Origin of the sequence: Caulobacter sp. DWP3-1-3b2, from assembly GCF_049896325.1 — a bacterium.
Classification (GTDB): Bacteria; Pseudomonadota; Alphaproteobacteria; order Caulobacterales; family Caulobacteraceae; genus Caulobacter.
The window spans coordinates 1-13,618 of sequence record NZ_JAFCUB010000040.1; the positions used below are offsets into that span (position 1 = coordinate 1).

Consider the following 13,618-nt stretch of genomic DNA (forward strand, 5'->3'; position numbering starts at 1 on the left):
CCCGGCGGATCGTCGGTTGGCGCGCCAGCCGCACGGCCCACACCAGCTTCGTGCTCGACGCCCTGGAGCAGGCCCTTCACGACCGCCGGCCGGCGCATCGGGCGGGCCTGGTTCATCACCGCGACCGCGGAAGCCAGGGCGGATTCAATCGGTCGTCGCAACACGCCGACAAAGGACGTTGCGATGAGCATTCGAAAGCGGCGGTCAAATCGATGTGGACGGCCGCCCTTGCGGTCACCTGGTCGGCCATCGGTGGCAGGGCGGCGCGAGCGGCAGCTGTTTTGGGCGTTCATCGCGATCGGAATGAGCAGCGAGGCGGCTGCCATCAAGGCCGGCGTGTCGCAACCTGTGGGAACCAGATGGTTTCGGGAGGCCGGCGGCATGCCACCAGCCATGTTCAGACCCGCGGCCATGCCGCTATCAGGAAGATATCTGTCAGTGGCGGAACGTGAGGAGATCGCGCTGCTTCTCGTCCAGGGTCTTAGCTTGCGAGTGATCGGACGCAGGCTCGGTCGTTCGGCCTCGACGATATCGCGCGAGGTCCGACGCAATGCGACCATGCGCGGCGGGGTTCTGGACTATCGCGCGACCGTCGCCCAGTGGCACGCCGAGCGGTCCGCCCGTCGTCCGAAGCCGACGAAGCTTGCTGGGAATTTGGCCTTGCGCTCCTATGTGGAAGAGAAAATGTCCGGCGTCGTGCGCATCAACTGTGGCACTCCAGTCCCCGGGCCAGCCGTGTCATGAAAGGGCCGCCGGCACGGGCAGCGACAAGATCGACGATGGGCGTGGGCCTGGAGCCCGGAACAGATCGCAAGGCGCCTAGCCGTCGACTTCCCGGATGACGAGACGATGCGCATCAGCCACGAAGCCATCTACCAAGCGGTCTACGTCCAAGGTCGGGGCGCCTTGCGCCACGAACTGACTGCCTGCCTGCGAACCGGGCGGACCTTGCGCACGCCGCGCGGTCGTATCGGTCTGCGCGGCAAGAACTTCGTCTCGCCCGAGATTATGATCGGCCAACGCCCAGCCGAAGCGGACGACCGGGCAGTGCCAGGCCACTGGGAGGGTGACCTCATTCTGGGTCTCGGCAGCTCGGCCATCGGCACGCTGGTAGAGCGCACGACGCGCTTCACGATGCTGCTGCGCCTGCCCCGTATGGAAGGGCATCACGCCGGACCACGCAAGAAGAACGGGCCCGCGCTAGCCGGGCATGGGCCCGACGCGGTGCGCGATGCGATCGCGCGTACCATCGTCACCTTACCCGAAGAACTGCGCCGGTCGCTCACCTGGGACCAGGGCGCCGAGATGGCGCAGTATGCGCGCCTCAAGATCGATGCCGGCGTGCAGGTCTACTTCTGTGACCCGCAAAGCCCATGGCAGCGTGGCACCAATGAAAACACCAACAGCTTGCTACGCCAATATTTCCCCAAGGGCACCGACCTAAGCGACCATAGTCCTGACGCCGTCGCTGCCGTAGCGGCAACCCTCAACGCCCGGCCGCGCAAGGCGCTCAACTGGAAAACACCGGCAGAGGCGCTTAACGCCTATCTCTCGCAGATCGAAACACACCGTGTTGCGACGACCGATTGAATCCGCCCAGTTCACCAGTTCAGCCTTCACCGGCCTGCTGGCCGCCAACGGCATTCGGATCAGCATGGACGGCAGGGGCGCCTGGCGCGACAACGTCTTTGTCGAGCGCCTCTGGCGGTCGGTCAAGTACGAGGAGGTCTATCTGCGGGCCTATGACAGCGTCGCCGAAGCCCGCGCTTGCATCGGCCGCTATCTGGACTTCTACAACCGCAAGCGCCCGCATTCGAGCCTGGGCGCCCGCACTCCCGACCAGGCCTATTTCCACCACCACCAGGCCCAACCCCGGGCCCAACCCCGGCCAATCACAACCGGCAGCGATTCCACTTAACCGACGCCGATCCCTGTCCAGACAATCCCGGCCCGCTCTTTTTCAATGGGTCGCGCCACCGCCGTCAGGCAATCAGAACCTGCCAAGGTGGCGCTTGTGCACAAGAAGTCCGGAAGTCGCAGTGGTTGCCAGTTGCCAGTTGCCAGTTGCCGCTGGCCCACTGGAAACACGAAAGTCCGCGCGATAATCTTGGCCAACCGGACAAGATAGATGTCAGAGCACTCGGTGTTAGCTGAGGACGTCATCCTGCGGGTTAGCGGCGATCATCCGTCCGATCGCATCAAACAGAAGGTCCATTGCGACGGGCTTGAGGATCACATCGTTGGCGCCCGCCGCGAGGCAATTCTCGCGGATGTTGACCGCCATGTCGGCCGTGATGACAATGATCGGAAGTGTTCCTTTCAGGTCGCCGCGAGCGCGGATATTCCGAATGGCGGAGAGGCCATCCATCCCGGGCATGCGCAGGTCCATCAGAATGAGGTCGTAGTCGTTTTCGCCGATCATCTTAAGGCCAGTCTCGGCCTCAGGCGCCTCTGACATATCGAGCCCGGCGACGCCCAGCATGTCGCGAACGACCCGGCGATTCATCGCATCGTCCTCGACGAAAAGTACGCGCATCGCTTCCGGCCCTTCTCGACAACAACCTTGACTACTAAGCGCGCTGCGCCGTGGAGGGTTCAATCGCGCCGGCCGCAGCAAGAGCCTCCAGGTGAGTCAACAGGCTTGGCCCGTTGATCGGCTTGGACCAGACCTGCGTTGCGCCGGCGTCAAGAAGGGTTGCGATCACGTCGGGTGTGGGTGAGGCGCACAGGGTGGCGATAGGGGCGCCATTTGCCGTGCGCACCATTTGCTTCAGGGCGTTGAGCTGCGTCGTCAGGTCGGGTCCCAAGGCGCTGATTTCGACCAAGATGAGATTTGGAGCGCTGGTGTGCAACGACTCAAGCGCGGGCGCCACGGACGACGCCATCTCTAGCCCGGCTACCTTGGCGTGCAGCAGGGCACGCATCACGCTCTGGGCCAAGGGGTTGGCTTCCACGATCAGCAACCTGGCGTCGGAGAGCGTGCGCACGACCCCAGTCAAGGCAGCGAAAGCGGGCGTCGCTATAGCCGCGGGGCGCAGTGGTAGACTGAGCGTAAAGGTTGAGCCCGCCCCCACCGCGCTGACCACAGTGATCGTGCCGTCCAGGGCGGCCGCCAGGTTGCGGCAGATCGTCAGGCCAAGGCCGGTGCCCCCCTGCTTGCGCGTCAGGCCGCCATCCAGTTGCTTGAACGACTCGAACGCTTCCTCGATCTGATCGGCGGCGATGCCTATGCCGGTATCGGCCACGCGGAGCAAAAGTCGTGCTTCATCGCCATGGCCCTCGACAAGCGCTATAAGCGTGACCGAACCCTGATCGGTGAACTTGATGGCATTGGACATCAAGTTCGACAGGATCTGCTTGAGACGTGCGCCGTCCTCGATGATCCGCAGTGGAACGTCCTGAATCTCCAGTTCCAGAACCAAGCCCTTGTTGGTCGCGGGCTGTTTCCACAGCTGGGTCGTTTGTCGAAGCAGGTTATGGACGTCGAGTTCGGCCGTGGACACCGCGACCTTGCCCGTTTCCATCTTGGCGACGTCGAGCAGGTCATCGACCAGCGCCTTCATCGCCTCGCCGGCGCCGTGGACGATCGAGATTTTTTCCCGCACGTCATGACCCAGCTTGCGGTCCGCCAGGAGCACCTGGGTCATGCCGAGGATGCCGTTGAGTGGCGTCCTGATCTCGTGGCTCGTGGTCGCCAGGAATTCCGTCTTGGCCTTCAGAGCTTTCTGCAGCGAGCCGTTCACTTCGTTGAGCTTCACGTTGGACGCCCGAACGGCGTTTCGGCTGCGCCGGATCGAGACCAGGCCAAAGGCCAGCAGCGCGAGCACGATCGCCGCGGCGACCAGCAGCACGGTGCTGACCACGTTTCGCGACCGCGCCAGTTCCACGTCGCGCTGAAGTTGTCCCGCCTTTAGTTTCGTGATCTTCAGATCCTGGTTGGCGAAGTCGAACCGCGCCGTCATCAGGGCGGCGTTGGTGTCGGCGGCCAGGCTGCGCGTTGCGTCGTCGATGCGCTTAAAGGCGCGGAGGTGAATCAGCGCTTGGCGGTCGTCGCCGAGATGGCTGTAGGTCTGGTAGGCCGCTTCGTGGAAGTCGCGATAGGTGGGATTGGTCGATGTCGGATCGACCCCGACAAAGATTTTTTCCAGCAATTGAGCGGCGCGTTGATACTGGCCTCGCTTCAGGGCCGCCTGAGCCGCGACGCCGTCAATGAATGGCCGCTCCTGGCGGGCGGCGGCGCTGCTGGTCAAGTTCCGCGCTCGCGCCAAATCAGCGTCGGCCCGAGTCAAGTCGCCCGCTGCGACCTCGGTGGAGGCCAGGTTGGTCAGGATGTGAGCCTCGAGCGCCGGACTTTCCAGCTTGCGGGCCTGCGTAAGGGCCAGGCGGTACTGCCCAATCGCTTCGGGGAACCGGTTCAGCGCTTTGAGGGCGTTGGCCTTGTTGTTGTGGGCCGAAACCAGAAGGGAAGGGTCGGCCGCATAAGCTTCGGCCGACTGATCATAGTATTGCAGCACGCGGGGGTAGTCGCCGGCGTCCTGGTAGATCGAGCCGATCTCCTGCAGCGCCTTGGCTTGGCCACGAGCCTCGCCCGCGATCCCAAACACGTGGTGAGCGGCCAGGAAGTCCACCAGGGCTGGCTGGACTTGCCCGAGGACGGATTTGGCACCGCCGCGCGCCATCAACAGGTCGCCATGCAGCTTTGTGTTGGGGTGGTTCTTCTGGATCGCCGCCAACGCCTGGGCGATGACGGGCAGGGCGGCCTCGGCCCGCTCGGTCCGGATCAGGGCTTCTGCCTCGAGCCATTGGGCGGTGGCGGTGCGCGTTGCGTGGGTGTCGGGGTCCGGCGCGGTCTTGGCCAGCCGCAGCGCTTGGTCGGCCAGGTCGTAGGCGACCTGAGGATCGGTCATCATTGCCATCTTCGACGCATCGATGAGGCCGTCGAAACCGGGGTCGGGCGCTGGCATGGCAGCGGCCGAGGTCGCCGCCAACAGGCCCGCGACCATCAGACCACAGAGCATTTGCTTCTCGCCCGCCATGAAAGTCTCCCTTTAGAACCGGGAGTTTAGCGGGAGTCTCTTAAGGCTGGCCTAAGGCCTGCGACGAACGTGCCGCCGCAGGCCTTGGTTCAGAAGCCGATGCGGATCCGGCCGCCCGCCATGAAGGTCTGGGTGACAACCGCGCCAGGGTTGACCTCGACACGGCCGAACAGGCTCAGGTCGGACGTCCGCTGGAATATCTGACGCCCGTAGAGCAACTCGCCCGCGAGGGGGCGCGACTGCCCGACCTCGATCCGATTATTGACGACACCAATCGCCCCGGTGCTGCGGTCGATCACCTGAACCGTAGAGGTTCCGAGCACGCCGCTGTTGACGAACAGCGGCTGCGAAAAGGTCAGCCGCGCCACATCGTTCTTGCCGATGAAGCCGACCTTGGTGAGCGCCATCTCGAAAGCGGTAGAGGTCAGGCCGTCCTCGATGCGGATCGCTTGACCGCCGCCGATCTGGCGCGTGCGCGCCACGGTGCCGGAGATGCCTAGCGTCGTCCGATGACCTAGGTCCGCGCCCACGCCCAAGGTGAGACCGTCGGTCGTCGTGCCTTGGCGGAAGTCCTTGGCGTCCAGCGACTGGGTTCCCAGCAAGGCCGAGCGCTCGTGGAGGCGGGTGTAGGACCCCACCACATTGACGCCGGGGCGCACCGCGTAGTCGGCCCCGAAATGCTGGGCCGAGGCCTGGTAGCGCTCGGCGCCGGTGTCGATGAAGTTCAGGCCCGGCAGGTCGCTGCGATCGCGGCGCACGTCACGCTGCGTCGTGCCGGCCGAGATCTGCAGCTTGTCGTTCATGGCGTAGGCGAAGTTGGCGAAGGTGCCGCCCGAGGCCAGGCCCAGCAGCGGGTTGGCCCCGCCGCGATCGCTGTCATAGTCCGAAGCCGAGTTTAGCCCGCGAACATTGGCCAGGGCCACGGCGCCATCGCCGAAGCCAAATTGAGAGACGACCTTCTCGCCGGCGATCTTCAGCCGCGACTGGTAGTCGGGACCGTCCTGCCGGAAGCCGTAGTGCTGCGGGCGCGGCGCGATCGACACCGTCATGCTCATGCCCCAGCTGTTGGGCACCGGCGCGTCTTCGACGAAGCCGTTAGCCGCGGCGAACTTGGTCTTGCCGCCAGCGGCGGCCTGAGCCGCGACCCAGACGTTCATGCGGCTGAGCAGATAGGACTGGAACTGCTCCTGCCCCCCGTTGGCCGTGATGACGTTCTGGCCGATTAGCTTGGACGACAGCGGGATGGCGAAGTCGCGGGTGGTGCCGCCTAGCGGTTCGAAGGCGTAGAAATACAGGCCCTTGGCGTCAAACTTTAGCTGCTGTTCGCTCATCGAAGTAGAGACGACGGTGCTGACGGACGCTTCGGTCAAGGTCGTGGGCAGACCGCCCACGGTCTTGATGACGTCCTTCAGGGCCTGTTCCTTGGGCCTGCCCTTGTCGTCGACCTGGTACCACTTGAGCTTGTTGAAATCCAGAGGCGACTGCGAGGCGGTGACGTCCAGCAGACCCACGCCGTACACCGGGTCGACACCGGGCGCGCCGAGGTCCTTGGCCGACTTCAGGATGATGTCGGTCGTTTCCTTGGGATAGTTGGCCAGCCAGGGCCAGCGGTCCTGCAGCAGCGCGATGGCCCCCGAGACCAGCGGCGCGGCGAAGGAGGTGCCCGACATGCGGGTGACGCCGCCCTTGTCATCCGACACCAGCATCAGTTCGCCCGGCGCGACGATGAAGCGGTCCATCAGGCGGTCGCCGGGCTTACAGGTGTTGTTGTCCAGTAGGCACGCCGTGCCGGGTGTGTTGGAGAAGTTGGAGATATTGCCGGCTAGGTCGATCGAGCCGACGACGATCAGGCTGGGATTGGTGGCGAAGTTCCAGTTGATGTTGGCCGTCTGGGTGACGCCGTCATTGCCGGCGGCCACCACGAACACAGCGTTCTTGGCCGCCGCGGAGACGGCGGGATCGGAGAACACCGCGTTCCAGCCTTGATCCAGCGTCGAACCGGGCACGCCCAGCGACATGTTGATCACGCTCGCCCGGTTTTGGGTGAGCATCACGATGCCTTTGGCGATATCGGCCCAACCCGCCGTGCCGCTGGCGTCGAAGGGGTTGTAGGCGATGACCGAGGCCTTGGGCGCGATCCCCATCACGCCTTGGCCGTCATGGGCGCCGACCATCAGGCTGGCCACGGCAGCGCCGTGGCCGTTGGTGAAGTTGGAGACGCCGCCATACTTGACGATGTTCTTCTGGATCACCGTGTCGCCGGCGACCGTGAAATCCAGCAGGCCGATGACCGTGTCGGCGCCATAGCCCTGGGTCTGGGTCAGTTGCGGCGTCCAATTGACGGTCTTCATCCAGTGATCGACATGGTCGGTCCCAGTGAAGTTCATCAGGCCGTCGTACCATTCGAGGAAGAACATCGAGCGGTCAGACTGCGAAAGCTTGGACAGCGAGGTCGGGTCGTTGAGGTCGAGGCCATACTTGGCCAGCAGGGGCGCAGCGAAGCCCGCCTGGAACGACTGGCCGGTCTTGGCTTGAACGGCCGAACCCCAGAAGGTCTCGGCGGAGACGACGAGGCTGCGCAGTTGCGCGGCGGCCTGGCTGTAGTCGCCGCTGGCGCCGGCCGTCTGGGCCACGGTCCAGCTGGCTTCCACGCCATCCCAGTCGCCGCCGGCCTTGGTCCAGTAATCACCGACCGTGGGGGCGCTTAGGCCATTATCGAACGCACGAAGCTTGCCCCAGAACGGCACCAGGTCGGCGGCGAACGGATTGGCATCGCCCCAGAAAGCGCGGATGTTGCCGTAGAACGGGCGGATGTTGCCATAGAACGGGCGCAGGTTGCCGTAGAACCCGCGGATATTGCCGTAATAGGGCGTCAGGTCGCCATAGAAGGCGCGAAGGTTACCGTACATCGGCTTGACGGGGCCGACCGTAGTCGCGGGAGGGTTCTGTGCGACTTGAGCAAAGGCCGGCAGGGCAAAGACTGATACCGACGCCAGGGCGACCAACCGCAAGGTGTGGCCTCTCAAACATTTGACCTTAAACATGATTTCCCTCCAGCCCGAAGTTCTTCAGGTCGCCGAAGATTAGGAGGGGTACGCTTATTGGGCCGTTAAGGGGCAGAGTAAAAGTTGCATTATCTATAAGTTATACCTGGTAATCTACGGATTAACTTTAAACATCAATGGTAAAATTGCAGAAGATGGCAAGTGGTCGCCTTTATCCATGAAGTTCATGAGCTCGCTCAGGGCGATGGGGTGTGAGACCAAGTAGCCCTGAGCCATGTCGCAACCCATCATCCTAAGAAGCGCCAGGGTCATGGCGTCTTCCACGCCCTCGGCCGTCACTGCCATGCCCAAAGCATGGGCCAGATCTATAGTTGAGCGTACAAGCAGCGGGTCACGGTGGCTGCTGGTTAGTTGCGAGATGAACAACTTGTCGATCTTCAGCTCATGGGCTGGCAACTGCTTCAGGTAGGCAAGCGACGACAGACCAGACCCATAATCGTCGATGGCGATCACCAGTCCGGCGTCTGCGAAGGCCTGGAGGTTACGCAGGGCCTTTTCGGGTTCGTCAATGACGGCGGTCTCAGTGATCTCCAAGCCCAGCGCTCCCGAGGGAATGCGGGAGATCTCGGCGAGTAGCCAGGCCGCGAAATCGTCGTCAGCGACCATCTGACCGGAAAGGTTCACGTGGATCGAGAGCGCATGATCGCTGGCCGCCAGCCGGGCTTGATCCGCGATGGCCGTGCGGACCACCCAGCGCGTCAGGTCGCCGATCAGACCGGTTTCCTCGGCTAGAGTCACGAAGCGATCCGGACTGACCATGCCAAGGGTTTCGTGGCGCCAGCGTACTAGCGCTTCAACCACCCGGACCTTGTTGTCGGCCAGTGAGAGCTTTGGCTGGTAGACGAGGGAGAGGTTTTCTTCCTCGATCGCGCAACGGAGATCGCGCAGCAAAGACAGGCTAGCGGCGGAGCGCGCCCGATCCTCGTCGCGATAGAGCGCGACTTTGATCAGCTGCGACTGGGCATGGGCGAGAGCTTCTGCGGCGCATTCGATGACGAACTCGCCGCAGGCCTCCCGGCCGGCTAAACCCAAAGCCATGTTCAGATCGAAAGCCTGTCCGCTTTCCAACTCATACCGGTCTTCCAAAATTGGTCGGAGCATGAGCAAGGCGCGCTCTGCTTCGGCGTCTCCGGCAGCAGGGAAGGCGAACTCTAGGTTCGTGCGCCCCACACGGCCAATACGCGCATTGGGCATGTGGGCGCGCAGGCGGGCGCTGAGACTGTTCAGAAGCAACGCCGCGACGCTCGAACCCAATTGGCGTCGTAACCGGCTAAATCCGTCGATCCCGACGATGGCGACGTAGAGGCTTTGACCTGCCTCGACCGCCTCAAAAGACTCCAACTCCAAGAAAGATGTGGGCGCCTTAGAGGCGGGAGGGAGAAACGGGCCCAGGCGGTCGAGCCGCTCGGCCAAGGCGTTGAAGGCTTCGACCTCTGGATTATGCGTGTCGCCGGCGCATAGTCTCACCCCGATCTGGCCCGTCGCCAGAGCCGTCAGGGCGGCGGTTAGGCCAAGGGTTCGCCTTGGCGCCGCCTCTGGCCAGGCCATAGCCTCGGTCGCATTGATCTCACTGCCAGTCATCGGGTCAATGTATGGAGGTGCGACTGAAAGACATATTAACCGCGCCCATAACTGGACCGATTGCTTGATGACGCCATTTCGCCGCGTCAGCCTGACCGTCTATCGCTGGCAGGAGGCCAGTCTGCTGTTGACGCTGCACGGTAAGGACCATGGGCAAAACGACTTCCCTCGCCCTCCTCGATAAGGTTGACCCCAAGCTCTGACGACTACCCAAGCAGTGACGCGGGCGTGAAGAGCATCACCCCGGCAGACATTTAATATGACAGGGGTCTGAGTAGCAGCGGAACAGAGAACCTACACAAGCTCTCTGTCAGGGGCACTGCACGAAAGTGACCCCATCTACGGCGTCTGCGCCGATCACTCATGCCGCGCTAGCGGCTTGGTCCGATGGCGCAGTTCCGCCGTCATTGCTTGGCAAAGGCTAGGTTACGGACGCCGTTCGGCCATGCGCTAAAGCCCTTAACCTGTCCGTCCGCCGTTCTGTCGAACACAAAAGTGGTCGTTCCGCGCAGACGAGTCGTGAAGCCACCGGCGAAGCTGGGGCTCAGTATCCACCCGACCGCGAAAGGCTGACGCATCACCAGGACATCGTTCTGCAGGATGACCGAAATACGAGTGTCCAGCTCGGGGCAGTAATAGGTTCCGACATAGCCGGCGAACGCGGCGCTGTCGTTCTGGGCGGCCTGCACTGCGACGAACCTCTGGCGGGTCTCGCCGTGGCTCAGCGTGACTTCGGCCGCCTTGGAACCGCTCCTGGCGAAGGTGACGAGGTCGCCGTCTGGGCGCTGGAAGCGGTTGTCGCCCAGCGGGGCGAACACCTCGGATGCGCCGCGTTTCAGCGTCAGATGACCATCTGCGGCCTGTAGCTGGATTAGCTCGCCGGTCACAGGATTGCGGAACGGGCCTTGGTAGGCCGCGAGATCGGCCGTCGGCGCTTGCGCCGCCGCGATCGTCCTGGGCGCCGAAACGATAGCTCCGCGTGGCCGGTCGCCAGCAGGGCCTGCCTGGCGACCCGTTCGCCCATGTCGACCGGATCGATCCCGCCGTTATTGCCCATCACGGCGATCGATAGGCCCTCGTCGGGATAGCGCCCCAGGTCGCCGACCGTGGTTAGCAGGCCGCCATTTCCGTAGACGTTGGTCAACGGCATGTTGGCGATGAAGCCGTCGCCGGCTGGCGCATAGGCCGTCGCGCGCCCTAGAACGACGGTGCGGAAATCCTCCCGCCAGCGCGTGTGGCTCATGCCTAGCGGTTGGAAGAGACGCTGATCAGTGAACCGCCGAAGGCTCTGGCCGCTGACCCGCTCGATGACCATCGCCGCTATCGCGTAGTTGGTGTTGGTACAGAGAAATTCCGCGCCAGGCTTGAAGTTGAGGCCCTTCTGGCGCGACGCCAAGTCGAGGATCATGGTCATGGTGTGCGCTTGAGTCCCGGGCCCATTTCCGGTCAAGGCCATTAGGCTCCATCGTTCGCGCAGGCCGCTGGCGTGGGTCAGCAGGTGGCGGATGGTGATCGGCGTTCCGTAGTCTGGCATCTCTGGCAGGTAGCGCCGGATGTCGTCGTCGAGGGTAAGTTTTCAGTCCTGGACCAGCAAAAGCATGGCTGCGGCGCGCGTGCGCTGGGTAATTTTCCCGAACAGACTCCCGAGCCCCGGAGCCCAAGACCGCGTCCGCCCTGACCTGCCCGTGTTGCGGTGGCGGTCTGCGCATCATCGAGGTCATTGGCGGGCGCGGCGCGTGGCGCGCCCGTCAGATCAATCTAAAGTCGCATTATAGTTCATGAGCAGAGCCATGATCATCTTCGACATCTGCTCCGCCATCACCCTGGGTCTTGGCGCGGGATCGGCTGCGTCTCACGTCCAGCGTCACCTCAAGCTTCGTTCAGCCGCCGCGAGCATCGACGCTTCACCCCGCTTGGGACCGACTTGTTGGCCGTTTGAGATTGCCACAGGCACTGCCCAGGCCTATTCGGCCGCCGCCAGACCGGCAGTGACAACCGCTATCGCCATAGCCTGACACACCCGGAGCACTGACCGCCGCTTCCTCCCCTGAAGGCTTCCCTCAAGCGCCAGCTCACAAGTCCGCGCATGGGCCAGCATCCGAAACCCTCAACAGAAAGAGACTCTGGGACCGCTCCAACTTCCAAACCTTCCACCTCCGCCGATGACTGCCCTAGCGCATTTTTCGAGCGAAGTGGTTCCGGTTCGCGTGAAGAAAAATGCGTCAAAACACAAGATTAGAGCTCACGGCCTGACGCAGTCAGGTCGGGAAACGCTCTAGGTTCGGGACTTCTCGCGCGAGCGAGTTATTGCTGGGGGAGCTTCAGGGGGTCGCGTCAGGTCTCTTCGTCGCCGGCCGCCCGATCACGCCATCTGGAACTTCGGCGGCGGCAAGGCCAGCCGGGTGTCGGCCACGGCCTCGCCGCGGAAGAACCGCACCAGCAGGTCCTGCACGTCGGGATGGGCCTCGAAGACGTTGTGGCCGGCGTTCTCGACGATCACCCGTGACTTGCGCTGGAACTGGGCCGCCACTTCGTCCTGCTCGGCCAACGGCGTGCGGCCGTCCAGCGTACCGGCGACCAACAGGGCGGGATGGTCGATGCGGAACGGCGCCCGGAAGCCTTCGCCCAGGTCGACGCCTGGGACCGCGCCCAGCAGCTGCGGCATCGGGAAGTTCAGCGCCTTGCCCAGCACGGCGACCCGCGCCTCCCGCCGCACCAAGGCCAGCCGGCCCGGCGAGATTCCCGACGCCAGATCCGTGGCCTCGGGCATGCCGGTTATGCTCAGCAGGTCAACCACATCGCCGAGGAACGGCGCCAGCATGTCAGTCTTTCCCGCGTCAAGGGCGAGGTAAAGACCCGGCAGCATGGCCAGGGTGTTGGGATTGGCGATCAGCCCACCCGCCAGCATCTGGACGCCGAAGCCGCCCATCCTGATCTCGCCCGGCGCGCCCTTCAGCGTGACCTTTGTCACGACCGGCCGCGCCTCCAGCCTGGTGTGCACGCGGCGCATCAGGGCCGGCAGGTCCGGCACAGCGGCGCGGGCGGCCGGATCGGCGGCCAGCAGGCCGTCCAGCTGGCGCAAAAGATCGTCGATCGCCGCAGGCCGCTTCACCGTCTGGTCCTGGCCCTCCAGGCTGGCCAGGGCCACGCGGTTCACCCTGTCGCCGTGCCGTTTGAGCATGCTGAGCGCCAGGTGCGTGCCGTAGCTGATGCCCCAGAGGTTGACCATTTCCGCGCCCAGGTGACGTCGCAGGTCGTCGATGTCGTCGGCGTTCTGTTCGGTGTTGTAGCCGGTCATGGCCACGCCGGCCTTCGTCCAGTCGACCCAGGCGCTCTGGAATTCCGTGCGAAAATGGGAGGTGAGCCCGGCCTCCGTGAACACCGGCGGCGGGCGCGTGAAGGCGGGCCGCTCCGGGATGGCGTTGGACAGGCCCGTGCCCCGCTGGTCGAAGGCAATGACGTCGGCCACCTCGCGCAGGGCCATGAAGATCGGAAAGCGCGGTCCGCCCGCCGCCCTCGTCGCCATGCCGCCTGGTCCGCCGGCCAGGTAGATGATCGGCGGACCCGGTTTGGCCGCCGTGGAGGCGAACCGGACATAGCTCAACCGGATCTTCCGCGAGCCGGGATCGCGGCGATCCTCGGGAACCTCGAAGAAGCCCCGCTCGGCGTCGGTTTCCTGACCCTGCCAGCCCTTGAAGCGGAAGGGGCCGGCCCGCGGCGGAGACGTCGCTGGAGCGGGGGTCTGGGTCGGGGCCGGGACCTGGGCAAACGCCAGGGCCGGAAGGGCGAGGCCGGCGGCGGCGAGCAGGGCGCGGCGATTGAGCGAAGTGTGGGTCATGCCGACAGATGAGCCGTCGGTGGCGCCGTCCGCCACCCCGCTTCGGTCAACGGCGCCTAGTCACCGGCGAATGGCGGCCCATCTCGGTGAGCGGCGCC

The 13,618-nt window shown here is 64.3% G+C and carries 6 protein-coding genes and 4 pseudogenes; 3 read left to right on the forward strand and 7 right to left on the reverse strand.

Annotated features, from left to right (window positions below):
* The 3 pseudogenes from ACP7AG_RS18615 to ACP7AG_RS18625 form a co-directional block, all read left to right on the forward strand.
* Positions 1-137 (forward strand): annotated as a pseudogene (locus tag ACP7AG_RS18615) (IS3 family transposase); the annotation flags it as partial.
* Between the two features lie 46 nt (positions 138-183).
* Positions 184-1,590 (forward strand): annotated as a pseudogene (locus tag ACP7AG_RS18620) (IS30 family transposase).
* A pseudogene (locus ACP7AG_RS18625) lies at positions 1,589-1,918 on the forward strand (transposase); the annotation flags it as partial. The pseudogenes ACP7AG_RS18620 and ACP7AG_RS18625, both read left to right, overlap by 2 nt.
* A gap of 228 nt (positions 1,919-2,146) precedes the next feature.
* On the opposite strand, the gene ACP7AG_RS18630 reads toward ACP7AG_RS18625, so the two are convergent.
* The 7 genes and pseudogenes from ACP7AG_RS18630 to ACP7AG_RS18660 form a co-directional block, all read right to left on the reverse strand.
* Positions 2,147-2,536 (reverse strand): response regulator, encoded by a 390-nt coding sequence (locus ACP7AG_RS18630; RefSeq protein WP_426009979.1) that lies wholly within the window; start codon positions 2,534-2,536, stop codon positions 2,147-2,149.
* Between the two features lie 34 nt (positions 2,537-2,570).
* Positions 2,571-5,036, reverse strand: a complete 2,466-nt coding sequence (locus tag ACP7AG_RS18635) for an ATP-binding protein (RefSeq protein WP_426032674.1) — start codon at positions 5,034-5,036, stop codon at positions 2,571-2,573.
* A gap of 89 nt (positions 5,037-5,125) precedes the next feature.
* Positions 5,126-8,080 (reverse strand): S8 family peptidase, encoded by a 2,955-nt coding sequence (locus ACP7AG_RS18640; RefSeq protein ID WP_426032676.1) that lies wholly within the window; start codon positions 8,078-8,080, stop codon positions 5,126-5,128.
* 114 nt (positions 8,081-8,194) lie between these two features.
* On the reverse strand, positions 8,195-9,682 hold the full coding sequence (locus tag ACP7AG_RS18645; protein ID WP_426032678.1) for an EAL domain-containing protein: 1,488 nt from the start codon (positions 9,680-9,682) through the stop codon (positions 8,195-8,197).
* Between the two features lie 404 nt (positions 9,683-10,086).
* The gene (locus ACP7AG_RS18650; protein WP_426032680.1) at positions 10,087-10,569 is read right to left on the reverse strand and encodes a hypothetical protein; all 483 of its coding nucleotides are present in this window, start codon (positions 10,567-10,569) and stop codon (positions 10,087-10,089) included.
* Positions 10,566-11,246 (reverse strand): annotated as a pseudogene (locus tag ACP7AG_RS18655) (serine hydrolase domain-containing protein); the annotation flags it as partial. The pseudogene ACP7AG_RS18655 and the gene ACP7AG_RS18650, both read right to left, overlap by 4 nt.
* Positions 11,247-12,044: 798 nt before the next feature.
* On the reverse strand, positions 12,045-13,520 hold the full coding sequence (locus tag ACP7AG_RS18660) for an alpha/beta hydrolase (protein ID WP_426032710.1): 1,476 nt from the start codon (positions 13,518-13,520) through the stop codon (positions 12,045-12,047).
* Positions 13,521-13,618 lie beyond the last annotated feature (98 nt).

Coding starts and splice junctions, on each gene's coding strand:
- ACP7AG_RS18660 (WP_426032710.1), bottom strand. CDS start 13,520: ATGACCCACACTTCGCTCAATCGCCGCGCCCTGCTCGCCGCCGCCGGC.
- ACP7AG_RS18645 (WP_426032678.1), bottom strand. CDS start 9,682: ATGACTGGCAGTGAGATCAATGCGACCGAGGCTATGGCCTGGCCAGAG.
- ACP7AG_RS18640 (WP_426032676.1), bottom strand. CDS start 8,080: ATGTTTAAGGTCAAATGTTTGAGAGGCCACACCTTGCGGTTGGTCGCC.
- ACP7AG_RS18635 (WP_426032674.1), bottom strand. CDS start 5,036: ATGGCGGGCGAGAAGCAAATGCTCTGTGGTCTGATGGTCGCGGGCCTG.
- ACP7AG_RS18630 (WP_426009979.1), bottom strand. CDS start 2,536: ATGCGCGTACTTTTCGTCGAGGACGATGCGATGAATCGCCGGGTCGTT.